Origin of the sequence: Nocardiopsis sp. LDBS1602 (genome assembly GCF_035818715.1) — a bacterium.
Lineage (GTDB): Bacteria > Actinomycetota > Actinomycetes > Streptosporangiales > Streptosporangiaceae > Nocardiopsis > Nocardiopsis alba.
In genome coordinates, this window is the sequence record NZ_JAYLVW010000004.1 from 342,926 (window position 1) to 365,850 (window position 22,925).

Here is a 22,925-nt window from a genome sequence, read left to right on the forward strand (position 1 = left end):
TCCCGTCGCGTCCGGTCTCCACCGGACGCGCGGGTCGATCCGCCGACTCAGGCGTCGAACTCGCGGAGGAGCTCGGCGACCTTCTCCGGCTGCTCGTGCAGGGCCAGGTGTCCGGCGCCCTCGATGGTGCGGACCTCGGCGTCGAGGAACCTCCGCGCCGGGCCGTGCAGCCGCGCCGGTGAGAAGAACCGGTCGTGGGAGCCGGTGGCCACCGTGATCGGGGTCGTGGACCAGGCCCGGAAGGCCTCCGCGTTGAGCGGGGTCGGGGTGGTGTTGGTCCGGCAGTGGCGGGCCACCAGGGTCAGCCACTCCCTCTCGGAGCTGTACTCCTCACAGGCGGTCTCGGACGGCCCACTGAGGAATTCGATCAGACGATTGCTGGTCTGCTCGTTGGGGTGGATCATCCACGGCAGGGTGGCGCGCATCGACTCCGAGCTGACACCGGCCGCGGTCAACCCGGCGGGGTTGAGCAGCAGCAACCCGGCGACCAGCGGGTTCGGGGTCGAGGCCAGTGCGATGGCCGCGCCCCGGGAATGCCCCAGGACGATGACCGGACGGTCGGTGATCATCGGCAGGAGTTCGTCGAGCCACGCACCGTAGGCCTCGGTCCGGGCACCGGCGGTGCGCTGACTACAGCTCAGCCCCGGCTGCCCCGGAAGGTCGACCAGGAGTACCGGCCGATCCGCGGCGAGCGCGCGGGCGGCGGGAACCGTGGTGGCGGCGTTGAGGTTGGTCCCCGACAGGACCAGAACCGGGGTACCGCTCCCGCCCGAGGCCCGGAAGGCCTGTGTGGGGCCCATACGGGTCTCCACGAGCGGTAGGGGGCCGAGTTCGGGCCACTGACTCAGGGCTTTGTGACACCAGGCGTGCACGGAGCGCTCGGAGTTCTCCGAGCGGTAGACACGCGCGGCGCGAAGAGGGACGACGGTCATGGATCTGGTTTCGCGTAGAGAGAGAAAGGTGTTCGCCGCCCTGACTTCTCGGCGCACCAAGAGAGGACTGTACGCCTCTGTTCGGCCCCTCGCCACTCAGGGGCGCGAACCCCGTCGTGGCGGTGTCGAACGGCCGCCTCCGAGAGCCGCCCACCCCTAGCGAAGTGTCCCGTGTTGGGAGCGTTCGCCCTGGTACGGGTGGGATTGTCCCGACCGAAAGCGGCCATGCGGTCGCACCGACGTCCAGTCAGGATACGACCGCTCCACGGCGGGCGGATCCGGACGATCGATAGGCCCGGTCATCGGATGAGAGGGGCGCCGCTCCGCCCCCTCCGAAGGGTCGAACGGGGCGGGGTCCCGCGCGCCGGAGGGCACGCGGGACCCCGCGAAGAAGTGAGGCGGAACACGCCCCGCCCGACTAGTTGAACTCGTCGGGGTCCGGGCCGATCCGGCCGTCGCCGTCCAGGGAGGCGACCCGCTCCATCTCCTCGGCGGAGAGCTCGAAGTCGAACACCTCGAAGTTCTCCCGGATCCGCGCGGGGGTCACGGACTTGGGGATCACCACGTTGCCCAGCTGGAGGTGCCAGCGCAGCACCACCTGGGCGGCCGACTTGCCGTGGGCGGCGCCGATCTCGACGAGGACCGGGTCCTCCAGCAGCCCCTTGCCCTGACCCAGCGGACTCCAGGCCTCGGTGAGCAGACCCTTCTCCGCGTTGAGGGCGCGCATCCGCCCCTGCGAGAAGTAGGGATGCAGCTCGATCTGGTTGATCGCCGGGGTCACCTCGGCCTCACCGAGCAGACGCTCGAGCGTGGTGGGGGTGAAGTTGGACACGCCGATGGCCTTGGCGCGGCCCTCGGCGAGGATCCGCTCCAGCGCCTTCCAGGTGTCGACGTAGGTGTCGTGGGCGGGCGTCGGCCAGTGGATCAGGTACAGGTCGACGTAGTCGGTGCCCAGACGCTTCAGGCTCGCGTCGAACGCCGCCAGGGCCTTGTCGTAGCCCTGGTCGTCGTTCCACAGCTTCGTGGTGAGGAAGATGTCCTCACGGGCCACGCCGGAGTCGGCGATGGCGCGGCCGGTGCCCTCCTCGTTGTTGTAGATCCGCGCGGTGTCGATGCTGCGGTAGCCGACCTCGATGGCGGTCTTGACCGAGGCGTAGGCCTCATCGTCGGGAACCTGCCAGACGCCGAAACCCAACTGGGGCATGGTGAGGCCGTTGTTCAGCGTGACGTACTGCAAGGGTGTCGTGCCTTTCGATGGGGATGGGGCGTGCGCCACGGCGAGGACCGCCGTGGCGCGATGGGGATGGTGGTGTGGTGGTTCAGGACAGACGCACGAGCATCTTCCCGGTGTTGGCCCCGCGCATCATGCCGAGGAACGCGTCGACCGCGTGGTCGATCCCGTCGACCACGGTCTCCTCCGCGTACAGACCGCCCTCGGCGAGCCAGCGGGCGGCCCGCTCGCGGTACTCGCCCGCGAGGTCCCCGTGGTCGCCGACCAGGAAGCCCTGGAGCCGGATCCTCTTGCCGACGAGCAGGGCGAGGTTGTCCGGCCCGGGGACGGGCTCGGTGGCGTTGTAGACGGAGATGGCCCCGCACAGGGCCGCCCGACCGTGGACGCGCATCGCCTGGACGGCGGCGCGCAGATGGTCGCCTCCGACATTGTCGAAGTAGACGTCGATCCCATCGGGGGCGGCCTCGGCGAGCTGCCCCTCCAGGTCTCCGTTCCGGTAGTCGATGGCCGCGTCGTAGCCGAAGTCCTCCAACAGGCGACGCCCCTTCTCGGGGCCGCCCGCGGAGCCGATCACCTTGGACGCGCCCAGCCGCTTCGCGATCTGTCCCGCGAGGCTGCCGACCGCCCCGGCGGCGCCGGAGACGAACACGACGTCGCCCTCCCGGAGGCCGGCGACGGCGGTGAGCCCGGCGTAGGCGGTCAGGCCCACCATGCCGAGCACGCCGAGATAGGCCTGGGCGGGCGCGACCTCGGTATCGACGACGGTGGCGTGGGCGCCGTCCACGAGCGCGTACTCGCGCCAACCCTGGAAGTGCAGCACCGTGGCGCCCACCGGCACCTCGGGGCTCTCGGAGGCGACGACGGTGCCGACCGCGCCGCCCTCCATGGCCTGATCGAGACGGAACGGCGGGACGTAGGACTTCACGTCGTTCATGCGACCGCGCATGTAGGGGTCGACCGACATCCAGTCGTTGCGGACCAGGACCTGGCCCGGACCGGGGTCGGCGACGGTCGTCTCCACCAGGGCGAAGTCCGCGGGGGTCGGTTCTCCGACGGGACGGGCGACGAGGTGGACTTCCTTGGAGACGGGCATGGTGTTCCCCCTGAGTGCGAGGTGGTGGGGCGTGCGGGCTCGGCCGCGCCCTCGAGCGTAGCCCCGGACCGCGAACGTTGACCAACGGGCGTCTCGGCCCGTTTCCCGAACCGTCCGGGGGCGTGTCCTCCCCCGATACCCGTCATGGGCCGTCCGCTCACCCGATGTTCCGATGTTCACATCGGAACCACGTGCCCCGTGCCCGCGTCCCACTCCGGTATCGATCCCCCGATCCCCTGGGAGAAGCGCATGCCGCCGTTCCGTCCGAGACGTTCCGACGCCCCGCCCCACGGGGTCCGGCCCCGGAACAAGTGGGTGAGCGGCCTGGTGGTCGCGGTCGCCGTGGGTCTTCTCCTGTTCTCCGGCCTCCGGCTGGTCGGGTTGGAGCGCGGTTTCCCGTTGGTGCCGTTGATGGCCTACGCGCCGCTGGTCCTCTTCACGATCCCCGTCCTCGTGGTGGCCTTCCTCCTGATGAGGCGGTTCGCGGCGGCCGGTGCGGCCATGGTCGCGTTCGCGCTGTTGGCGGTCCCCATCCTGCCCCGACTCATCGACGAGGGGCCGATCCCTCCCGAGGTTCCGGGTCCCGAGCTGAGGGTGCTCACCCTGAACACGCACTTCGGCTCGGTCGCCCCCGAGACCATCGTCGACCTGGCGCGCGAGCACGAGATGGACGTCCTCACCCTTCAGGAGGTCACCCCCGAGCTGTACGCGGGGCTGGAGGAGGCCGGCCTGGCCGAGGTGCTGCCGTACTCGATGGACCACTCCGCGCCGGCGGCGGCCGGCGGGACCGTGCACTCGGTGTATCCGCTCACCCCCGTGGGCGACCCGGGGCGCGAGATCGATTCCCTCTCCATGCCCCACGCGTCCCTGGAGGTCCCCGGCACCGCACGCCCGGTGGAGGTGGTGTCGGTCCATCCGATGTCGCCGCGCCGACCCTCCAGCATGGAGGCCTGGGAGTGGGGCCTGCTCATGCTCCCTCCCGCGGCGGAGGACGCGACGCGGATCCTCGCCGGCGACTTCAACGCCACCCTCGACCACGCGGCGATGCGCCACGTCGTGTTCGAGGGGTACGTCGACGCGGCCGACGTGACCGGGCAGGGGCTGACCGGGACCTGGCCGGTGGGCAAGCCGGTCCCCAAGGTGGCCCTCGACCACGTGCTGGTGGACCACCGGGCGGCCGTGGACGGTCTGGACCTCCTGGACGTGGAGGGCACCACCCACCGGGCCCTCGTCGCCGACCTGACCCTTCCCGGAGAGTAGCCCCGCCCGGCCTTGACCCTCACACCGATGGCAGGGGTTACCGTCGCCGCATGAGCGAGCCGACCCCGTCCACGAGCGGAACCCGTCTCCAGGTGGTCCTGCCCGACGAGTCCCCGGACATGCCCGTATCGACCCTGGTCGACCTGGGTGTACGGGCCGAGGAACTCGGAGCACGGGCCCTCTGGCTGCCCGATCACCTGCTTCCGCCCCGCCCCTACGGCCGGACCTTCGGCGGGGTGTACGAGCCCCTGGTGACCCTCGGGTACCTGGCCGCCCGTACACGGAGGGTGCGGCTGGGCACGTCGGTGCTGGTGCTGCCGATGCGGGACCCCTTCACCGTCGCCAAGCAGGTCGCCACCCTGGACCGGCTGTCCGGAGGCCGGTTCACGCTCGGGGTGGGCGTGGGCTGGTCGCGCGAGGAGTTCGCGGCGGTGGGGTCGGACTTCTCGACCCGGGGCGCCCGGACCGATGAGGCGTTGGCCCTGCTGCGGCACCTGTTCGAAGGTGAAGGGGCCTTCGATGGTCGGTTCCACTCCTATGGGCGAGGGGTGTTCGAACCACGCCCGAGCGGGCGGATCCGGGTGATGGTGGGCGGTGGCTCGGACGCCGCCCTGCGCCGGGCCGCCGCGTGGGCCGACGAGTGGCAGGGGCTCGACCCGGATCCGGAGGCGTTCGGGAAGGCGCGGAAACGGCTGCTCGCCGCCGCGGGACGTCCGATGGAGACCGGGGCGCGGATGGCCTGGAGCGGTGAGGAGGAGGGCCTGGAGGAGGCCGTGGCGCGTTTCCGCTCTCTCGTGGAGGTGGGAGCGGACGCGGTCGCGGTGTGGTTCGGCGACGCCGAGGGGTTCGGAGAGCGTATGGAGCGTTTCACCGGAGCCCTGCGCCGAGCCGAGGGGGCCTGAGGGGGCTCCCCGACCCCCGCGTAGATTCGGGACCATGCCCACCATCGAACGTGCTCGTGTCGAAGACGTCCCCTCGATCGTCGCCCTGTTGGCCGACGACCCGTTGGGGGCCGGACGGGAGACACCCGACGACCTCGATCCCTACCTGAGGGCGTTCGCCGTCATCGACGCCGACCCCCACCAACATCTGGTGGTGGCCCGCCGGGACGGCCGCGTGGTGGGAACCCTCCAGCTGACCGTGCTCCCGGGTCTCTCGCGTACGGCCACCACCCGTGCCCAGGTCGAGGCGGTCCGGGTGGGTCGCGACGAGCGCGGGCACGGCCTGGGGCGGGAGTTGCTGGAGTGGGCCGAACGGGAGGCGCGGGAGCGCGGTTGCGCGCTGCTCCAGCTGACCACCGACGCCTCCCGAGAGGACGCCCACCGCTTCTACGAGCGCCTGGGCTACGTGGGGAGCCACCTCGGTTTCAAGAAGCCCCTGACCTGAGCACCGTGCCGAGCGGGGTCAGGGGATGACGATGTTGAAGGTGGGGTCGGGCTCGTCCAGCAGCCCCATCAGACGGTCCACCAACCCCTCGTCCCCCGAGAACACCATGCCCTCGGTCCCCTTTCCCGCGAGCAGGCGCAGCAGCCGGAACTTGTTCAGGGTCACGGTCAGGTCCGGCTCGCCCCGGCGCGGCTTCTCCCTGCTGGTGAGAGCCCCGTTGGAGAGCGTGGTGCGGTGGATGGTGTCCAGGTCGGTGAACACCCAGTCGATCACGAAGTACTCGTTCCAGGCACGGGGGCCGTTGACGCGGATCGCGAGCGAGGCGAAGAGCTGATCCACCGACAGGGCCGAGGTCAACCCGGTGACCTGTGGTATCGACGCCCCCTGGCCTCCCTCTCTCAGCTCGGCGGCGCCTTGGAGGTAGAAGTTGCGCCAGGTGCCGTTCTCCGCCCCGAACCCCAGCCGCTCGTACACGTCGGCCAGGGCGAGACGGGCCTCCTCGTCGTCGGGGCGGGAGAAGACCGCGTGGTCCAACAGGGTCGCGGCGAAGCGCAGGTCGCCCCGGTCACGGTACTCGCCGGCCTTGCGGACCACCTCGGCCACGCCTCCCATGCACTCCACGTAGCGAACGGCCGCGGCCTCGGGAGGGTGCGGCCACAGGTGGGCGGGGTTGCCGTCGAACCAGCCCATGTAGCGCTGATAGATCGCCTTGACGTTGTGGTTGACCGAACCGTAGTAGCCCCGTGTGTGCCAGGACCGTTCCAGACCGGGCGGCATGCGGAGGGTTTCGGCGATCTCCGACCCCACCAGTCCCTGGTTCATCATCCGCACGGTCTGGTCGTGCAGATAGGCGTAGAGGTCGCGTTGCAGGCTCAGGAAGGAGACCAGGCGTTCGGTCCCCCAGGTGGGCCAGTGGTGCGAGGCGAACAGGACGTCGGAGTCGTACGCGAAGAGTTCGATGGACTCGTCGAGATAACCGGACCAGGCGCGGGCGTCGCGCACCAGGGCCCCGCGCAGGGTCAACAGGTTGTGCAGGTTGTGGGTGGCGTTCTCGGCCATGCACAGGGCCCGGTGTTCGGGGAAGTAGAAGTTCATCTCGGCCGGGGCCTCGGTGCCGGGCGTCATCTGGAAGACGATGCGCACCCCGTCGACGACCTCCTCCTGGCCGGTACGGGTGATGGCCCGGTTGGGCGCGATGAGGGTGACCGTGCCGGTGGAACCGGCCTGCCCCAGCCCCACGCCGATCTGGCCGCGCGGCCCGGGCGGGATGCGCGCGCCGGTGTGGAACAGGCCCCGGCGGGCCATGGCCGGTCCCACGTAGACGTTCTCGGAGACCGCGTTCTCCATGAAGTCCTTGGGGGCCAGGATGGGCACGTTGCCCTCGGTGACCCCGCCGACCCCGCCGAAGTGGTCGACGTGGGAGTGCGAGTAGATCACCCCGCTGACCGGACGGTCACCGCGTCGGGACCGGTAGAGATCCAGGCCGGCCCGGGCCGTCTCCGCCGAGATGAGCGGATCGATGACCAGGACTCCCTGGTCCCCCTCGACCAGGGTCATATTGGACAGGTCGAGGCCGCGCACCTGGTAGATGCCCTCGGTGACCTTGTACAGACCTTGCTTGGCGCACAGTCGGGACTGGCGCCACAGACTGGGGTTGGCGGTGTCCGGGCACTCCTCCTCCAGGAAGGCGTAGGCGCCGGTGTCCCACACCACCCGCCCCCGGTCGTCCTTGACGACCCCCGGCTCCAGACGGGCGACGAGGCCGCGATCGGCGTCGGCGAAGTCGTCGGTGACGGGGTCCGCGGGCTCGGAGCCGACGGGGTCGTCGGGGTCCGTGTACTCGTTTCCGTTACCGGTCATCACTTCTCCTCGTCGGGCCGAGGCCGAACGGCGGTGGCGGGTCCGGGCGCACGACCATGATCACGGAGGGGCGTTCAGTGGAGTGCAACGCCCGACCCAGTTGTCGGCCAAGGCGTTCGCGCCGAGGCGGGCGGGCGCCGCCGGCCCGAGTGGCTCGTGCCGGCGGCGTGGACGGACTCTCGGGGCCCGGACCCTCAGGAGCGGAGCGCTTCGACGAGCTCCTGTTCGGTGTCCCTGGACAGGTTGGTCTGGATGACGGTGGGGTCCAGCGGCCGGAAGGCCTCGACGACACGGTCGATGGTGGCGTCGGAGGAGAGCAGGAACACCGCGGCCCGGCCTTGTCGGAGCTCCGAGCCGATCTCCCTGATCATGTCGTCGTCGATGCCGATGTCGGTGAGCCTGCCCGCGACGGCTCCGGCGCCCGCGCCGACGGCCAGCCCCAGGAGCGGGTTGAGGAACAGCAGTCCGATGAGGGTGCCCCACAGGGCCCCGCCGGCGGCTCCGTATCCGGTCAGGTTCACCGTCTGATGGATCCGGGGGCGCCCCTTGTGGTCCTTGTAGGCGTAGGCCGCGTCCTCGAGTTGGAGGAGTTCCCGTCTGTTCAGGTCGGAGGCGATGTCGAGCGCCTGCTCGGCCGTGTCGCGATCGGCCACCCCGAGTACGATCAGTTGCGCCATGGGTGTGCGTTCCCCTGTCGTCGCCGGTCGTCGGCCCGTGGACCACGGACCCCGTCCGGAGAAGCCTTTCCGAGGACGGCTCTGGCCAACGTCACCGGCGGGGACGTATCACGCAAAACCTCACCGACCGTCGGTCGCTCCACGGTCGCGGCGGGCCAGGACCAGACGGGTGACGTAGGGCATCAGGACCCGACCGTCGGGGAAGTTCCGTTCCACGATGGCCTCGAGTTCGGAACGGACGCGCTCCTCACCGACCGCGCGTACGGCGGCCGCCACCCTGCTGGAGGACATCGCCATGCCGAGGTAGCCCTCGGGGGTGAGTTCCCTGACCCAGGACCGGGTGTGCTCGACCACCGACGTCAGCCCCGGGACCGCCGAGAACTCGCCGACCAGGTCGTAGGAGCGATAGTGGCGGTCGTAACCGGGGCTGTGGCGTTCGAGCAGACTCTCGTGGTCGTCGATGAACGGGGAGTCCAGGTCACGGTCGTTGGCGAGCGCCGCGAGACTCCCGCCCCTCTCCAGAAGGCGGGCGGCCTCGGCGTAGAAGGCGGGGCGGTCGAACCAGTGCAGGGCCTGCGCGGTCAGGACCAGGGAGGCCGAGGCGTCCGGAAGCGGGATCTCCTCGGCCCGGGCGTTCAGGTATTCGACCTCGCCGCCCTCGGCCGCGGCGGCGGCGCGCATGTCGTCCCCCGGTTCCACTCCGATCACCCTGGGACCGGTCCCGAAGAGGGAGCGAAGGGCGCGGGTGGAGATCCCGGTGCCGGATCCGACGTCGACCAGGAGCCGGACGCCGTCCGGCCCGACCCCGTCGAGCACGTGGTCGCGCAGCGTCGTCAGGATCTCGTCCGGGTAGCCCGGCCGGTGGGCCCGGTAGTTCTCGGCGAGGCCTGCGAAGGCCTGGGTCCGGTCGCTCATGCGCGCTCTCCTCAGGAGACGGGTCCACTGACCCGCATCCTACGGAGGGCCCCGCGGAATCGGAGGAATCGCCCTCTTCGAATTTCCTACTGATTCGGTTGACTTCAACCGTATCGGAACCCTACCGTCGAGACACTCCCCGCGAACGGGCCGCGACCGGACGCGTGAGGTGACCTCCGCGCACCCCCGCACGAACGGAGCACCACCGTGACCACCACGACCACGACCGTCCGTCGACTCACCGGGCGCGTCGGCGCCGAGATCACCGGTGTGGCGCTCGGCCCCGACCTGGACGGGGACACGCTCGCACGGGTCCGCGAGGCCCTCCTCGCCCACAAGGTGATCTTCTTCCGCGACCAGCACCACCTCACGGACGAGACCCAGGCCGGCTTCGCCTCCCTCCTCGGCCCCCTCACCACCCCGCACCCCACCACCGGAGCGACCTTCGGGCGAGAGCATCACGTCCTTCCCATCGACTCCGAGAAGGGCCGGGCCGACAGCTGGCACACCGACGTGACCTTCGTCGACCGCCCCCCTCAGGCGAGTGTGCTGCGAGCGGTCCACCTGCCCCCGCACGGCGGCGACACGGCCTGGGCCAACACGGTCACCGCCTACCGGGACCTGCCCGAACCGTTGAGGGTTCTCGCCGACGGGCTGCGCGCCGTCCACGGCAACGACTACGACTACGCCGCCGTCACCCCCGAACGGGCACCGACCGGCGACCTGAAGAGATACCGCGACGCGTTCGTCTCCACCGTGTACAAGACCGAGCACCCCGTGGTGCGCGTGCACCCCGAGACCGGGGAGCGGGCCCTGTTCCTCGGCCACTTCGCCCAGCGCTTCCCCGGCCTGAGCACCAAGGACTTCCAGTACCTGTTCGAACTGTTCCAGCAGCGGGTGACCCGACCGGAGAACACCGTGCGCTGGACCTGGCGCGAGGGCGACGTGGCCGTGTGGGACAACCGCGCCACCCAGCACTACGCGGTGGCCGACTACGGCGACCACCCTCGTCTCATGCACCGGATCACCGTCGCGGGCGACCTCCCCCGAGGGGTGGACGGAAGCACGAGCCGTTCCCTGGTCGGAGACTCCTCCGGATACACCCCCGACCTCTGATACCAGAGCCTCGCCTCGGCGGGCCGGCGCCCCGGCCCGCCGCCCTCCTTCGATCGACGGTCAGGCCGCGCGGTCCCTTCGGTACTCTGAGGGGCTGACCCCGCGGTGGGCCTTGAAGGCCGCGCTGAACGCGAACGCGCTTCCGTACCCCACCCGCGCGGCCACCGATTCGAGCCCCAGCGCGGGTTCGGCGACGAGCAGGTCGCAGGCCAGGGCCAGCCGCCAAGAGCGCAGATAGGTCATGGGAGGGTCACCGACCGCGCGTTGAAAGCGGGCGGACAGAGTGGTCCGCGAGACCGCGCACTCGGCGGCCAGCGCCTCCAGTCCCCAAGGGTGTTCGGGGCGTTCGTGCATCAGGTCCAGGGCCCGGGCCACGATCGGATCGTGTCGCGCGCCGAGCCGGTTCGGGCCGGTGTCCGGGTGCGTCTCGAGCCAGGCCCGGACCGCCATGATGAGCAGACAGTCGAGCAGCCGGTCGTTGAGCGCGCCCCGGGCGACCCGTTCTGTGGTCACCTCCCGGGACAGCAGGTCGACCAGGGACGGCTCGACGGCACCGGACGGCAGGAGGGTCAGCGGCGGCAGGGCGGCCAGGGCCAGACGGCCGACCTCTCCCGCGTCCTCGTAGACGCCGATCACCATCGAGTCCTCACCGTCGGGATCGTTCCCCCAGGTCCCGACACCGTGGCCCATCGTGAGGTGGACCTCCTCACCTCCGGCGGCCACACAGCGCTGCCCGGGCTCGATGGTGATGTCGGGGCGACGCCCGAGGCGGTCGGACACCACGTAGGGCTCCGGACCTCGGACGAGGACGACGTCGCCGCGCCCCGCCTCGATCCGTTCGGCGCCCGTGGCCAACCACAGACGCCCCGAGGTCACCACGATCAGGTCGAGGGCGGCTCCGGCACGGATATCGATGGCCCAGGGGGGACTCATGACGGCGCGCAGGGTGAAGGCGCCGCGGGCCCGGGGGCCGTCCAGCAGATGCACGAGAGGGTCCATGCACTCAGAGTAGATCCGGACTTTCTCTTATGGAATCCGGTTCATAGACCATGGATCGTACGAGTCTTCTCCGCTGTAGTGGAGACATGACAACGAACCACAGCACCGCACGCGTCCTCGTCACCGGCGGCACCGGCATGACCGGAGGCCGTGTCGCCCGCCTTCTGTCCGAGCGCGGCGTCGACCATCGGATCGCCTCCCGGTCCGGGCACGCCGAGACCGGCACCCCTCCCTTCGACTGGCACGCCCCCGACACCTGGGACGCCGTCCTGGAGGGGGTCGACGCCGTCTACCTCTGCTACTCGCCCGACCTGGCGCTTCCCGGGGCCGCCGAGACCGTGTCCGCGTTCGCCGCGCGCGCCGTCTCGCGCGGCGTACGACGGGCGGTCCTGCTGTCCGGCCGCGGGGAGCCCCTGGCCCGACGCGCCGAGGAGGAGGTACGCGCGGTCCTTCCCGAGCTGACCGTGGTGCGCTGTGCCTTCTTCGCCCAGAACCTCTCCGAGGGCTTCTTCCTGGGCTCGGTCCACTCCGGGGTCCTGGCCCTGCCCGTGGCGGACGTGCCCGAACCCTTCGTCGACCTGGACGACGTCGCCGAAGCCGCGGCGCGGGCCCTGACCGAGGAGGGGCACAGCGGACGACTGTACGAGATGACCGGACCACGGGCCCTGACCTTCACCGAGGCCGCCGAGGTCGTGGGTACGGCGGCGGGTCGCGAGGTGGTCTGTGTGAGCGTTCCCCCGGAGGCGTTCGTCGCCGGGGCCGTCGCCGAAGGGGTTCCGGAGGAGGCCGCGGCCGGCCTGGCCGCCCTGTTCGGGGAGGTCCTCGACGGGCGCAACACGGGGATCGCCGACGGTGTGGAGCGGGCCCTGGGACGCCCCGCCGGGAGCTTCGAGGCCTATGTCTCCCGCACGGTCGGCACCGGCGTCTGGTCGGCCCGGTGATCTCCGGGGCCCGGCCTCGCCCACCGGGCCCCGCCGCACCAAGGCGGGTCCGAGAGCCCGCAAAGAAAGCTTCGAGTGTCTGGCGTCACAATTCGACCAAGTGGTAGGTTCGTGGCCGGCCGCCGGCCGACACCGGCGGGGCCGCCACGCACGACCCGCGAGGAGTGCCGTGACCGATACCGAGAGCCCACGACACGAGCCCAAGGGCGAACGCACGCGGCGGCGGATCCTCGACTCCGCCACCGAACTCTTCTCCCGGTCCGGCTACCGGGCGGTCTCCCTCCGCGACATCGCCGCGCACGCGGGCCTCACCCATTCGGGGGTGCTCCACCACTTCCCGAACAAGGAGTCCACCCTCATCCATGTGCTGAGCCGACGCGACGAGATCGACGCCCCGCTCGTACTGGACCCGGACCTGGGCCCCGCCGAACTCATCGACAACCTCGTCCGGATCGTCGAACGCAACACCCGCACCCCCTGGCTGGTCTCGCTCTACGTCAACCTGTCGGCCGAGGCCACCGACCCCGCCCACCCGGCGCACACCTACTTCTACGGTCGCTACCGGATCCTGCGGGAACACCTCGTCCCGGCGTTCGCCTCCCTGCTCGAAGACCGCGCGGGCCCCTCCCCCGAGCTGGCCGCCCGCCAGTTCATCGCCCTCCAGGACGGGCTCCAGGTCCAGTGGCTCCTCGACCCCGGCGCCGTCGACATGCGTGCCGCGGTCGTCTCCTTCCTACGCACCCTCGGTATCACCCCGCCGAGAGCCCCGTCCACCGACGAAAGGCACGTATGAGCAGTGACGCCCCTCCCCCCGACCTGATCGCGAAGGCCTCCGTCACCTCCGGTTCCGGTGTCTGGCACACCACCCCGCTCCCGGGGGTCCTGCGCCGTCTGCACCTGACCGACGGACCGCACGGGATCCGACAGCAGACCGAGGAGGGAGACCATCTCGGCATCGCCGGCAGCGCGCCCGCCACCTGCTTCCCTCCGGCCGTCGCCCTCGGCTCCACCTGGAACCCCGAGCTGGTACGAAGGGTCGGCGCCGCCCTGGGCGCCGAGGCGAGCGCCATGGGCGTGGACGTGGTGCTGGGACCGGGCATGAACATCAAGCGCTCCCCCCTGTGCGGGCGCAACTTCGAGTACGTCTCCGAGGACCCGCACGTCACCGCGCGGATCGCCGCCGCCCTGGTGGAGGGGATCCAGTCCGAGGGCGTGGGCGCGTGCGTGAAGCACTTCGCCGCCAACAACCAGGAGACCGACCGCATGCGGTCCAGCTCCGACGTGGACGAGCGCACGCTGCGCGAGATCTACCTCTCGGCCTTCGAGGAGGTCGTGCGCACCACCGCTCCGGCGATGGTGATGTGCTCCTACAACCGCCTCAACGGGGTGTACACGAGCCAGGACCCGTGGCTGCTCACCACCGTGCTGCGCGAGGAGTGGGGCTTCGACGGGGTGGTCGTCTCGGACTGGGGCGCCGTGGTCGACCGGGTCGAGGCGGTGCGCGCAGGCCTCGATCTGGAGATGCCGCCGAGCGGGACCGACCGGCGGATCGTCGACGCCGTCGTCGAGGGGCGGCTGGAGGAATCGGTCCTGGACACCGTCGTGGAACGGCTGCGCGGGCTCCAGGAACGGGTGTCCTCCGACACCTCACGGCCCCCCGAACACGAGGCGCACCGGGAACTGGCCCGCGAGGCCGCCCGAGAGGCGCTGGTCCTGCTGAGGAACGAGAACGGGGCCCTCCCCCTGGAGCCGGGACTCTCGATCGCGGTCGTGGGCGAGTTCGCCCGCACCCCCCGTTATCAGGGCGGCGGCTCCTCCCACGTGGTGCCGACCCGGGTGACCGACGCCCTCGCCGCGTTCCGTGAGGCGTTGCCGGAGGGGGCGGCGCGGTTCGCTCCCGGGTTCACCCTGGACGGGACGGACGCCCCCGGTCTCGCCGACGAGGCGGTCGCCCTCGCGGAGGAGACCGACGTCGCCGTGCTGTTCCTGGGGCTCCCCGAATCCCTGGAGTCCGAGGGTTTCGACCGCACCGACATCGACCTGCCCGCCGAACAGCTCGCGCTGCTCGCCCGGGTGCGTCGGGTGAGCGAGCGGGTCGTGGTGGTCCTGGCCAACGGCGGTGTGGTGTCGGTGGCCGACTGGCGGGACGACGCCGACGCCGTCCTGGAGGGATGGCTGCCCGGGCAGGAGGGCGGCGCGGCCGTCGTGGACGTACTGACCGGGGCGGCGTCGCCGTCCGGACGGCTCACCGAGACCGTCCCGCTGCGCCTGTCCGACCACCCGTCCTACCTGAACTTCCCCGGAGAGCACGGACACGTGCGCTATGGCGAGGGGGTGTTCGTGGGCTACCGGTACTTCGACACCCTCGACCGACCGGTGGCCCACCCCTTCGGTCACGGGCTCACCTACACCACGTTCGCCTACTCCGACCTGGAGGTGACGGAGACCGGAGGGGACGCGTGGACGGTGGCGTTCACCGTCGCCAACACCGGTGGACGGGCCGGACAGGAGGTCGCCCAGATGTACGTCGGCCTGCCCCAGAGCCACCCGACCCGCCCGGTCCGGGAACTGCGCGGCTTCGCGAAGACGGCGTTGGAACCCGGCGAGAGCGCCCGGGTGGAACTGCCGCTGACCGGACGCGACCTGTCCACCTGGGACCCCGAGCACGGACGGTGGTCCCTGGCCGCGGGCACGTACACGGTGTCGGTGGGCGCCTCCTCGCGGGACATACGACTGACCGGTGAGGCGGTGACCTCCGGCGACCGGTTCGCGCCGGCGCTGACCCGACGTTCCACCCTGAAGGAGTGGAGCTCGCACCCGATCGGCGGCCCGGTCCTGGCCGAGATCCGCGCGGGCATGGAGGGGCTGGACGCGGTGCCCGAAGAACTGATGCGCATGGCCGACTCGCTGCCGATCGTCGCCCTGGCCACCTTCGGGGAGGGCGTGACCGAGGAGATGGTCGACCTGCTCGTCGCCGACGTGGAGACCCGACGACTGGCGGCGATCGAGCGCGGCGAGATCACCGGCTGAGCCCCGGGGCGGGTCCTCGGGCCCGCCCCTCTCCGCGCCCTTCGACGATCAGACGCGGACCAGCCGGGACAGGGAGTCGCGGTTCCGTTCGAGCTCGTCGATGCGCGCGTCGAGCGCGGCCACCTCCCGGCGGATGGTGGCGAGCAGGTCCGGGCACATCTCCAGGTCGATCGGCTCCTCCGAGCCCTCCCGTACACACGGCAGGACCGAGGCGATGGTGCGGGTGGTCAACCCCATGTCCAGCAGGGCCCGGATGCGCAGGACCACGCGCGGGGCGCGTTCCTCGTAGACCCGGTATCCGTTGAGCGAACGCGTGGACTCCAACAGCCCCTGTTCCTCGTAGTAGCGCAGAAGTCTGCGGCTGACGCCCGTACGCTCGGACAGCTCACCGATCCGCATGCCGTGGCCCACCTCACCTTGACCCTCACACCGGTGTGACGATCTAGCTTCACACCCATGAACGAACAGTACTCGTACACGATCGAGGGCTCCGGACCAGGCCTTCTCCTCGCCCACGGGGCCGGTGGCGGCATCGAGGCGAACTTCGGTCCGCTCATGGCCGACCTGCGCGGCACGCACACCGTGGTCGGCCCCGACCTGCCCGGGGCGGGCGCCACACCGCGTTCCGCCTCCCCTCTCGACCTCGACACGGTCGCCGACACCCTCGTCGCCACCGCCGTGGGCGCCGGGGTGGAACGCTTCACCGTCCTCGGCTACTCCCTGGGGACCGCGGTGGCGGTACGCGCGGCCACCCGGCATCCGGACCGGGTGGAGGGGCTGGTCTTGACGGCGGGGTTCGCCCGCCCCGACCATCGGACCCGACTGGCCCTGGGCCTGTGGCGGGAGCTGCTGGACGGCGACCGTGCGCTCTTGGCCCGCTTCGCCACCCTGGTCGCGGCCGGGGCCCCGACCCTGGAGGCGCTCTCCGCCGAGGAACTGACGGCTCGGCTGCGCGCCGCCGAGGGCTTCGTACCTGAAGGGAGCCCCGAACAGGTGGACCTGGCCGCCTCGGTGGACACCCGCGACGACCTGCCCCGGATCACCGTGCCCACCCTGGTCGTGGCCACCACCCTGGACCGTCTGGTCCCCCCGGAGGCCTCGCGCGAACTCGCCGAGGGCATCCCCGGGGCCGAGTACGCCGAGGTGGGGTCCGGCCACCTGATCGCCGACGAGGCCCCCGACGCCTGGCTGTCCCTGGTGCGCGACTTCCTGGACCGCCACGACCGCGCCCGCGTGTGAGGAGGACGGAACGGGTGACGGGGAGACGGACCGGACCCGGGGTCAGTCGACCCGGATGACGCCGCGCCGCAGAGCCGTGGTGATCGCGGCGGTCCGGTTGTCCACGCCGAGCTTGTCGAACACGTGCACCAGGTGGGTCTTGACCGTGGCCTCGCTGATGAACAGCTCCCGGGAGATGGCCCGATTGGACAGCCCTCGGGCCAGCAACCGGAGGATCTCCAGCTCCCGCCCGCTCAGGGACGGACGCGGCGAACGCAGCCGGTCCATGAGTCGGTCGGCGACGTCGGGGGCCAGTGCGGTCCGTCCTCGAGCGGCGGTGCGCACCGCCTCGCGGAGCTGGTCCGGCGGCGCGTCCTTGAGCATGTAACCGGTGGCCCCCGCCTCGACCGCGGCGAGGATGTCGGCGTCGGTGTCGTAGGTGGTCAGGACCAGGACCTGCGGCGGGTCGGGGAGGTCGTTGACGTTCCGGATGGCGGTGACCCCGTCCATCCCCTCGCCCATCCGCAGATCCATCAGCACGATGTCCACCTCGGTCCCGGAGCGGAGTACGGCGAGGGCGGACTCCCCGTCCGCGGCCTCGGCGACCACGCCCATGTCCGGGATCTCGGCGAACATGGCCTTGAGTCCATGGCGTACGACCGGATGGTCGTCCACCAACAGAATGCGCAGGGGGCGTTCGGTCACGTGCTCTCCTCCATGGTCAACGGCAGGCGGACGGCGACGGCGGTGCCCTCCCCCGGGGCCGACTCGACCTCCAGGGCTCCGCCCAGGGCGGCCACGCGTTCGCGCAGGGCGGCGATCCCGTAACCGGTCCCGTCCGGCCGGGGCCCCTGTTCCTCGGGCACGAACCCCACACCGTCGTCGTACACGTCCAGGGTGACCTCCTCGTCCAGGTACCCGAGGGTGACCACCACGGTGGTGGCGTGGGCGTGCGCGGCCACGTTGGCGAGCCCGGCCTGCGCGGCCCGCAACAGGGCCACCTCGTAGCCCGGGGGCAGTTCGACGGGGGCGCCGTCCAGCCGGAAACGGTGCTCGACCCCGTCGGCACGGGTCGCCACGGCGCAGAGTCGGCGCAGCGCCTCGGGCAGGTTCGCCCCGGTCAGCGAGGGCGGGGCGAGGTCCCGAACGAACCCGCGCGCCTCGGCCAGGTTGTCGGAGGCGCTCTCCCTGGCCTCGGCGATCCTGGTGACGGCCAGATCGGGATCGTCCGGAAGGGCGTTCTCCGCCGATCTCAACAACAGGACGATGCCGGACAGCCCCTGCGCGAGGGTGTCGTGGATCTCCCGGGACAGCCGTTCGCGCTCGTCCAGGACCCCGGCGCGGCGCTGGGACGCGGCGAGTTCGTCGCGGGTCCTGGTGAGGGTGTCGATGAGCTCCCGGCGCCGTTCGCTCTCCCGGTACAGGGCCGTGTACCCGGCGGCGATGGCCAGCGCGAACATCGCGCCGAGCACCGGTCCCAGCACCATCCCGGCGGTGAGGTCCCCCTGGTGCAACGCCTGCCCCAGGACCACCGTCCCGGTGATGACCACGACCGCGACCACCGAGTGCGCTCCGCGCAGCAGATGCAGGTGCAGGAAGTACAGCGGGAAGGCCAGCCAGACGAAATCCGGATCCGCCCAGGCCAGGAGGGCCCACAGCGCGGTGACGGCGGCCAGCCACACCAGGGAGAGGACGCGGTGCGCGCCGTGCCGGACGGCCAGGGCGCCGAGGCAGTAGACCAGGCCCAGCAGGATCGCCCCGCAGAGCACCGACCACCGGATCCACGCCGGGTGGGCCCCGCCCCCTTCGAGCGGACCCGCCGCGTAGCGGACGGTCGCCCACCCGAGCAGGAAGAGGAAGCAGGCGTGCAACAGCAGTCGTAGCGCCCTGAGCACCGCCGTCACCCCGGGCGGCTCGGCCCGTCCCTCCGTGCTGTACCGCATCACCGCAGCGTACGACGGGGGCCGCCGTTCCGGCATCAACCGTTCGATGGAGTTCGCGCTCCACCTCTCCCCGTCCGAGAACGCTCCGTTCGCCCGATGACGACGGCTCCCCCGATGACCAGGCTGGAAACACGTCCACCGCGGTGCCCGAGCACCGCCCGTGTCTTCGAAAGGAGGGCCGCCGTGTTCGTCGCACTTCGTGACATCCGATTCGCCAAAGGGCGATTCGCACTGATGGGCTCCGTCGTCGCTCTGATCACCCTGCTCATCGTCCTGTTGTCGGGGCTGACCGCCGGCCTGGCCGACCAGTCCACCTCGGCGATCAAGGGACTTCCGGCGAGCCACATCGTGTTCGGCACCTCCGGCGAGGAGGCCCCCGAGGAGTCCTACGCCGACAGCACCGTCACCCGGGCCCAGGTCGACGCCTGGGCCCGGACCGACGGGGTGGAGTGGGCGGAGCCGCTCGGCGTCACCCAGAGTCGGCTCGAACTCTCGAACGGGGACGGTGCCGCCGTGGCCCTGTTCGGCGCCCCTTCCGGAGGGCGGCTCGCGTCCGTCCCGGGAACGACGGCGCACGGGCTGGTGGTGGGCGAGGAGCTCGCCGAGGAGTACGGGATCGCCTCGGGGGACACCGTCACCGTGGGAGGCACGGAGCTGACCGTGGACGCCGTCGCGCCCACCGGCTCCTACAGCCACACCCCGGCGGTGTGGGCCGACATCGAGACCTGGCGGGAGATCGATCCGCGGCTACGGCACGCCGAGGGCGCGGACTCCCCCGTCGCGAACGTCGTCGCCCTCGGCCTCGCCTCGGGAACGGACACCGCGCCGACCGACGAGGTGGCCGGGACCGTCACCGTGCCTCTGGCGGACAGTCTGGACGCGATCGGGTCCTTCTCCTCCGAGAACGGTTCGCTGGTCACCATGCAGGCCTTCCTGTACGCGATCTCCGCCCTGGTGATCGGAGCGTTCCTCACCGTCTGGACGATCCAGCGCGCCGGGGACATCGCGATCCTCAAGGCACTGGGCGGGTCCACCCGCTACCTGCTGCGCGACGCCCTGGCCCAGGCGTTGATCGTCCTGCTCGCGGGCGCCGCCGCCGGTGGCGCCGTCGGGGTGGGACTGGGCGCTCTGGCCGGCTCCGTTCTCCCCTTCTCCTCGACCGTGGCCACCACGGTCGGCCCGGTGGCCGCCATGGTCGTGCTGGGCATGCTCGGCGCGGCGCTGGCCGTCCGCCGCATCACCTCCGTCGACCCGTTGACCGCCCTGGGAGGCGTCCGATGAGCCTGGAACTGAACGACGTGACCCTGACCTACCCCGACGGGGACGGGGTGGTGACCGCCCTGGACCGGGTGTCGGTCCGGGTGGCCCCCGGTGAGCTGGCCGCGGTGATCGGCCCCTCCGGTTCGGGGAAGTCGAGCCTGTTGGCGGTGGCCGCGACCCTGATCCGCCCCGACTCGGGACGTGTGACCGTGGGCGACGTGGACACCCTGGGGCTGCGGCCCCGGGAACTGGCGGCGCTCCGGCTGTCGAAGGTCGGGATCGTCTTCCAACAGCCGAACCTGATCCCTTCGTTGACCGTGGTGGATCAGCTCCTGGTCACCGAGCACATGCGGGCCCGATCGGTACGCGAGGCCCGGGCGTCGGCGATGGAGACGTTGGCCGCGGTGGGTCTGGCGGGCAAGGAGCACCGTCACCCGCACCGGCTGTCCGGTGGAGAACGCCAGCGGGTGAACATCGCACGGGCCCTGGTCGGACGTCCGAGCGCTCTGCTGGTCGACGAGCCGACCGCCGCTCTGGACCACGACCGTGGGGCGCGGATCATGGAGCTGATCGAGGAGGCGACCCGGACCTTCGAGGTGGCGACGTTGCTGGTCACCCACGACACCGAACACCTGGGGACGGTCGCGCGGATCCTGGAGATGCGCGACGGACGTCTGCGCGCCCTGGACCCCGCCTGAGTCGCCCGGGGCCGGCTCCGGCTCCGGCTCCGGGCCCGGGTTCCGGTTCAGGGCACCTGGTACTCGGAATCGCGGACATCGGTGATGGCCATGTGGCCCGGGGCGTGGCCGATGGCGAACTCGGGGGCCGAGGCCATGACGGCGGCCTGCGGGGTGACACCGCAGGCCCAGAAGACCGGGATCTCGCCCTCACGGATCTCCACCGGGTCGCCGTAGTCGGGCTCGGCCAGGTCTCCGATGCCCAGGGCCGCGGGGTCGCCGACGTGCACCGGAGCGCCGTGAACCGCCGGATAGCGGGAGGTGATCCGCACCGCGTCGGCGACCCGGTCGGCGGGGATCGGTCGCATCGACACCACGAGCGGCCCGGAGAAGCGGCCGGCGGGCCGGCAGGGGCGGTCGGTCCTGTACATGGCGACGTTGGTACCCGCCTCGATGTGCCGGACCGGGACCCCCGCCTCCAGGAGAGGTGTCTCGAAGGTGAAGCTGCACCCGATGAGGAAGGAGACCAGGTCCTCGCGCCACAGGTCGACCACCTCGGAGCGCTCCTCGACGTACTCGCCGTTCCGGTAGACCCGGTAGGCGGGCAGGTCGGTGCGCAGATCGCCGTCGAACACCGAGGCGGAGACCTCACCCGGTTCGGTGACGTCCAGGACCGGGCAGGACTTCGGGTTGCGCTGGGCGAACAGCAGGAAGTCGAAGGCCAGATCGCGCGGTAGGCAGAGCAGGTTGGCCTGGGCGTGGCCGGGACTGTAACCGGAGGTGGGTACGCGCAGACCGGCGCGGAACAGTTCCCGGGCCTGCGCGGGCGACAGGGCGGCCGGGTCACGGGGCGGTGCGGGGCTCATGGCTCTACCTCCACGGGACGAAACGGATACGGGTGCCGGGGCGGGCCTGGGCGGCGTCGGGCAGGTCGTCCGAACACACGACGGCGATCACCGGATAGCCGCCGGTGACCGGATGGTCGGCGAGGAACAGGACGGGTTCGCCGTCGGGCGGGATCTGAAGGGAGCCGGGGACCATGCCCTCGCTGGGCAGCTCCCCCTCGCGCGCCCGTTCCAGGGCGGGGCCCGAGAGGCGGGCGCCGACCCGGTCGCTGCGGGAGGTCACCTCGTAGGGGGACGAGAGCAGGGCCCGATGGGCGTCCTCGGTGAACCAGTCGTCGCGCGGGCCGAAACGGACCCGCAGCGTCACCTCGTCGGCCCCGACCGGGGCGGTGGGGGCGTGGTCCAGGTTCGGGAGGGCCGCCGGCGCGGGACCGACCGGGAGCAGGTCGCCGGGACCGGGGACGGCGGGGCCCAGGCCGGCGAGCACGTCGGTGCTGCGCGACCTCAGGACCGGCGGTACGTCCACCCCTCCGCGTACGGCCAGGTAGGTGCGCAGCCCTCGGGCGGGGGTGCCCAACGAGAGTTCGGCCCCGTCGGCCAGGTGCAGGACCTCGTCGAGGGCGGCGCCGCGCCCGTCCACCCGCACCGGGGTCGGGGCACCGGTGACCGCGACCGTCACCGGGCCGCGGGCCCGGACGCGGAGCCCGCCGAGGGTAACCTCCAGAGTGGCGGCTCCGACGGGGTTGGCGACCAGCCGGTTGGCCAGGGCGTGGGAACGGGGGTCGGCGGCGCCGGAGCGCCCCACACCGAGGGCTGCGTGACCACGGCGACCGATGTCCTGCACCGTGGTCATGGGGCCGGTGGCCAGGATCTCCAGGCGGCTCACACGACCTCCTCGAAGCGCACCCGTACCCCGGGACGCAGCAGCCCGGGCGGGTCCCGTTCCAGGTCCCAGGTGACGAGGTCGGTACGGCCCAACAACTGCCACCCTCCCGGGGAGACACGCGGGTAGACACCGGTGAACTCCCCGGCCAGCGCCACGGCGCCCTTGGGGACCCTGGTCCTGGCCTCGCCCCGTCGTGGGACGTTCAGGCGAGGGTCGTCGCCGACCATGTAGCCGAAGCCGGGCGCGAACCCGCAGAAGGCGACGGTCCACGTGGCCGAGGTGTGGGCCCGCACGACCTCGCGCGGACTCATCCCGGTGAGCGCGGCGATGTCGTCGAGATCCTCTCCGTCGTAGCGCACCGGGACGGTGACGGTCTCCCCGCTCCCCCGGACGACGTCGGTGTCCAGGGTGAGCTCGGAGACGGCGGAGGCGACGGCGTCGGGGTCGGTGCCGGGCTCCAGCCTCAGCAGGACGGTACGAGCGGCGGGCACGACGTCGGACACGCCGGGCGGGGGCGCCGTCTCCAGCGCGGCACCGAGGGCGATGACCTGGTCGAGATCGGCGACCTCGACCAGGACCCCGGTGTCCGCGCAGTTCAGGATGCGCAAGGACTGCTCCAGTTCCGGTGGGGCGGGCGCGCGGGCCCGCCCCGTGGT

General features: G+C 71.6%; 23 protein-coding genes. 10 read left to right on the plus strand and 13 right to left on the minus strand.

Going from position 1 to position 22,925, the window contains the following annotated elements; genetic code table 11:
* Positions 1-47 precede the first annotated feature (47 nt).
* From U9J66_RS16720 to U9J66_RS16730, 3 genes are all read right to left on the minus strand, one after another.
* Positions 48-932 carry an alpha/beta fold hydrolase gene (locus U9J66_RS16720; protein ID WP_014909523.1) on the minus strand — a complete coding sequence of 295 codons (885 nt, stop codon included), beginning with the start codon at positions 930-932 and terminating at the stop codon, positions 48-50.
* Positions 933-1,350: 418 nt separating this feature from the next.
* Positions 1,351-2,169 (minus strand): aldo/keto reductase, encoded by an 819-nt coding sequence (locus tag U9J66_RS16725; protein WP_017533673.1) that lies wholly within the window; start codon positions 2,167-2,169, stop codon positions 1,351-1,353.
* A gap of 82 nt (positions 2,170-2,251) precedes the next feature.
* Positions 2,252-3,256, minus strand: a complete 1,005-nt coding sequence (locus tag U9J66_RS16730; RefSeq protein WP_161110453.1) for an NADP-dependent oxidoreductase — start codon at positions 3,254-3,256, stop codon at positions 2,252-2,254.
* A gap of 198 nt (positions 3,257-3,454) precedes the next feature.
* Here U9J66_RS16730 and U9J66_RS16735 point away from each other — a divergent pair, with 198 nt between their 5' ends.
* From U9J66_RS16735 to U9J66_RS16745, 3 genes are read left to right on the plus strand one after another with little or no spacing between them, the layout of a single operon-like run.
* On the plus strand, positions 3,455-4,516 hold the full coding sequence (locus tag U9J66_RS16735) for an endonuclease/exonuclease/phosphatase family protein (RefSeq protein WP_326338117.1): 1,062 nt from the start codon (positions 3,455-3,457) through the stop codon (positions 4,514-4,516).
* A gap of 50 nt (positions 4,517-4,566) precedes the next feature.
* A complete protein-coding gene (locus U9J66_RS16740) occupies positions 4,567-5,418 on the plus strand; it encodes a TIGR03619 family F420-dependent LLM class oxidoreductase (protein ID WP_017533670.1) in 852 nt (283 codons plus the stop codon).
* A gap of 34 nt (positions 5,419-5,452) precedes the next feature.
* Positions 5,453-5,902 carry a GNAT family N-acetyltransferase gene (locus U9J66_RS16745; RefSeq protein WP_014909769.1) on the plus strand — a complete coding sequence of 150 codons (450 nt, stop codon included), beginning with the start codon at positions 5,453-5,455 and terminating at the stop codon, positions 5,900-5,902.
* Positions 5,903-5,920: 18 nt separating this feature from the next.
* Here the strand turns inward: U9J66_RS16745 and U9J66_RS16750 are convergent, their stop codons facing one another.
* From U9J66_RS16750 to U9J66_RS16760, 3 genes are all read right to left on the minus strand, one after another.
* Positions 5,921-7,762, minus strand: coding sequence for an alkyl/aryl-sulfatase (locus tag U9J66_RS16750; protein ID WP_326338118.1), 1,842 nt, complete (start codon positions 7,760-7,762; stop codon positions 5,921-5,923).
* Positions 7,763-7,956: 194 nt separating this feature from the next.
* Positions 7,957-8,439: a DUF1269 domain-containing protein gene (locus tag U9J66_RS16755; RefSeq protein WP_014910241.1), complete on the minus strand. Its 483-nt coding sequence runs from the start codon at positions 8,437-8,439 to the stop codon at positions 7,957-7,959.
* A 120-nt stretch (positions 8,440-8,559) separates the two neighbouring features.
* Positions 8,560-9,354, minus strand: a complete 795-nt coding sequence (locus U9J66_RS16760; RefSeq protein WP_326338119.1) for a class I SAM-dependent methyltransferase — start codon at positions 9,352-9,354, stop codon at positions 8,560-8,562.
* Positions 9,355-9,561: 207 nt separating this feature from the next.
* On the opposite strand from U9J66_RS16760, the gene U9J66_RS16765 reads away from it, so the two are divergent.
* The gene (locus tag U9J66_RS16765; RefSeq protein ID WP_326338120.1) at positions 9,562-10,470 is read left to right on the plus strand and encodes a TauD/TfdA dioxygenase family protein; all 909 of its coding nucleotides are present in this window, start codon (positions 9,562-9,564) and stop codon (positions 10,468-10,470) included.
* Positions 10,471-10,530: 60 nt separating this feature from the next.
* Here the strand turns inward: U9J66_RS16765 and U9J66_RS16770 are convergent, their stop codons facing one another.
* Positions 10,531-11,469 carry an AraC family transcriptional regulator gene (locus U9J66_RS16770; protein ID WP_161110457.1) on the minus strand — a complete coding sequence of 313 codons (939 nt, stop codon included), beginning with the start codon at positions 11,467-11,469 and terminating at the stop codon, positions 10,531-10,533.
* Between the two features lie 86 nt (positions 11,470-11,555).
* Between U9J66_RS16770 and U9J66_RS16775 the strand changes: the two genes are divergently transcribed.
* The 3 genes from U9J66_RS16775 to U9J66_RS16785 all read left to right on the plus strand — a co-directional run bounded on the left by U9J66_RS16775 (position 11,556) and on the right by U9J66_RS16785 (position 15,440).
* Entirely contained in the window at positions 11,556-12,410 is an 855-nt protein-coding gene (locus U9J66_RS16775; RefSeq protein ID WP_326338121.1) for an NAD-dependent epimerase/dehydratase family protein, read from the plus strand.
* A 169-nt stretch (positions 12,411-12,579) separates the two neighbouring features.
* Positions 12,580-13,203, plus strand: coding sequence for a TetR/AcrR family transcriptional regulator (locus U9J66_RS16780; RefSeq protein ID WP_326338122.1), 624 nt, complete (start codon positions 12,580-12,582; stop codon positions 13,201-13,203).
* On the plus strand, positions 13,200-15,440 hold the full coding sequence (locus tag U9J66_RS16785) for a glycoside hydrolase family 3 C-terminal domain-containing protein (RefSeq protein ID WP_326338123.1): 2,241 nt from the start codon (positions 13,200-13,202) through the stop codon (positions 15,438-15,440). The genes U9J66_RS16780 and U9J66_RS16785 overlap by 4 nt, the downstream gene beginning before the upstream one ends.
* Positions 15,441-15,488: 48 nt before the next feature.
* Here the strand turns inward: U9J66_RS16785 and U9J66_RS16790 are convergent, their stop codons facing one another.
* Complete coding sequence (locus tag U9J66_RS16790; RefSeq protein WP_017533662.1) at positions 15,489-15,839, minus strand: MerR family transcriptional regulator; 351 nt, start codon at positions 15,837-15,839, stop codon at positions 15,489-15,491.
* A 57-nt stretch (positions 15,840-15,896) separates the two neighbouring features.
* Between U9J66_RS16790 and U9J66_RS16795 the strand changes: the two genes are divergently transcribed.
* Positions 15,897-16,679, plus strand: coding sequence for an alpha/beta fold hydrolase (locus tag U9J66_RS16795; protein WP_326338124.1), 783 nt, complete (start codon positions 15,897-15,899; stop codon positions 16,677-16,679).
* Between the two features lie 42 nt (positions 16,680-16,721).
* Here the strand turns inward: U9J66_RS16795 and U9J66_RS16800 are convergent, their stop codons facing one another.
* Together U9J66_RS16800 and U9J66_RS16805 are read right to left on the minus strand one after the other, a co-directional pair.
* Positions 16,722-17,363 carry a response regulator gene (locus tag U9J66_RS16800; RefSeq protein WP_014913445.1) on the minus strand — a complete coding sequence of 214 codons (642 nt, stop codon included), beginning with the start codon at positions 17,361-17,363 and terminating at the stop codon, positions 16,722-16,724.
* Positions 17,360-18,601 (minus strand): sensor histidine kinase, encoded by a 1,242-nt coding sequence (locus U9J66_RS16805; RefSeq protein WP_017533660.1) that lies wholly within the window; start codon positions 18,599-18,601, stop codon positions 17,360-17,362. The genes U9J66_RS16800 and U9J66_RS16805 overlap by 4 nt, the downstream gene beginning before the upstream one ends.
* Positions 18,602-18,784: 183 nt before the next feature.
* Between U9J66_RS16805 and U9J66_RS16810 the strand changes: the two genes are divergently transcribed.
* Both U9J66_RS16810 and U9J66_RS16815 read left to right on the plus strand, forming a co-directional pair.
* A complete protein-coding gene (locus U9J66_RS16810; protein WP_326338125.1) occupies positions 18,785-19,882 on the plus strand; it encodes an ABC transporter permease in 1,098 nt (365 codons plus the stop codon).
* Positions 19,879-20,559 (plus strand): ABC transporter ATP-binding protein, encoded by a 681-nt coding sequence (locus U9J66_RS16815; RefSeq protein WP_017533658.1) that lies wholly within the window; start codon positions 19,879-19,881, stop codon positions 20,557-20,559. The genes U9J66_RS16810 and U9J66_RS16815 overlap by 4 nt, the downstream gene beginning before the upstream one ends.
* A 47-nt stretch (positions 20,560-20,606) precedes the next feature.
* On the opposite strand, the gene U9J66_RS16820 is transcribed toward U9J66_RS16815, so the two are convergent.
* From U9J66_RS16820 to U9J66_RS16830, 3 genes are read right to left on the minus strand one after another with little or no spacing between them, the layout of a single operon-like run.
* Positions 20,607-21,404 (minus strand): putative hydro-lyase, encoded by a 798-nt coding sequence (locus tag U9J66_RS16820; RefSeq protein WP_014910442.1) that lies wholly within the window; start codon positions 21,402-21,404, stop codon positions 20,607-20,609.
* 4 nt (positions 21,405-21,408) lie between these two features.
* Positions 21,409-22,269: a biotin-dependent carboxyltransferase family protein gene (locus tag U9J66_RS16825; protein ID WP_326338126.1), complete on the minus strand. Its 861-nt coding sequence runs from the start codon at positions 22,267-22,269 to the stop codon at positions 21,409-21,411.
* Positions 22,266-22,877: a 5-oxoprolinase subunit B family protein gene (locus U9J66_RS16830; RefSeq protein ID WP_017533656.1), complete on the minus strand. Its 612-nt coding sequence runs from the start codon at positions 22,875-22,877 to the stop codon at positions 22,266-22,268. The genes U9J66_RS16825 and U9J66_RS16830 overlap by 4 nt, the downstream gene beginning before the upstream one ends.
* Positions 22,878-22,925: the final 48 nt, after the last annotated feature.

What these genes read in the sequence shown, in the direction of transcription:
- U9J66_RS16740 (WP_017533670.1), top strand. Translation starts at nt 4,567, where the DNA reads ATGAGCGAGCCGACCCCGTCCACGAGCGGAACCCGTCTCCAGGTGGTC.
- U9J66_RS16820 (WP_014910442.1), bottom strand. Translation starts at nt 21,404, where the DNA reads ATGAGCCCCGCACCGCCCCGTGACCCGGCCGCCCTGTCGCCCGCGCAG.
- U9J66_RS16795 (WP_326338124.1), top strand. Translation starts at nt 15,897, where the DNA reads ATGAACGAACAGTACTCGTACACGATCGAGGGCTCCGGACCAGGCCTT.
- U9J66_RS16745 (WP_014909769.1), top strand. Translation starts at nt 5,453, where the DNA reads ATGCCCACCATCGAACGTGCTCGTGTCGAAGACGTCCCCTCGATCGTC.
- U9J66_RS16815 (WP_017533658.1), top strand. Translation starts at nt 19,879, where the DNA reads ATGAGCCTGGAACTGAACGACGTGACCCTGACCTACCCCGACGGGGAC.
- U9J66_RS16790 (WP_017533662.1), bottom strand. Translation starts at nt 15,839, where the DNA reads ATGCGGATCGGTGAGCTGTCCGAGCGTACGGGCGTCAGCCGCAGACTT.
- U9J66_RS16730 (WP_161110453.1), bottom strand. Translation starts at nt 3,256, where the DNA reads ATGCCCGTCTCCAAGGAAGTCCACCTCGTCGCCCGTCCCGTCGGAGAA.
- U9J66_RS16805 (WP_017533660.1), bottom strand. Translation starts at nt 18,601, where the DNA reads ATGCGGTACAGCACGGAGGGACGGGCCGAGCCGCCCGGGGTGACGGCG.
- U9J66_RS16770 (WP_161110457.1), bottom strand. Translation starts at nt 11,469, where the DNA reads ATGGACCCTCTCGTGCATCTGCTGGACGGCCCCCGGGCCCGCGGCGCC.
- U9J66_RS16760 (WP_326338119.1), bottom strand. Translation starts at nt 9,354, where the DNA reads ATGAGCGACCGGACCCAGGCCTTCGCAGGCCTCGCCGAGAACTACCGG.
- U9J66_RS16720 (WP_014909523.1), bottom strand. Translation starts at nt 932, where the DNA reads ATGACCGTCGTCCCTCTTCGCGCCGCGCGTGTCTACCGCTCGGAGAAC.
- U9J66_RS16775 (WP_326338121.1), top strand. Translation starts at nt 11,556, where the DNA reads ATGACAACGAACCACAGCACCGCACGCGTCCTCGTCACCGGCGGCACC.
- U9J66_RS16755 (WP_014910241.1), bottom strand. Translation starts at nt 8,439, where the DNA reads ATGGCGCAACTGATCGTACTCGGGGTGGCCGATCGCGACACGGCCGAG.
- U9J66_RS16750 (WP_326338118.1), bottom strand. Translation starts at nt 7,762, where the DNA reads ATGACCGGTAACGGAAACGAGTACACGGACCCCGACGACCCCGTCGGC.
- U9J66_RS16785 (WP_326338123.1), top strand. Translation starts at nt 13,200, where the DNA reads ATGAGCAGTGACGCCCCTCCCCCCGACCTGATCGCGAAGGCCTCCGTC.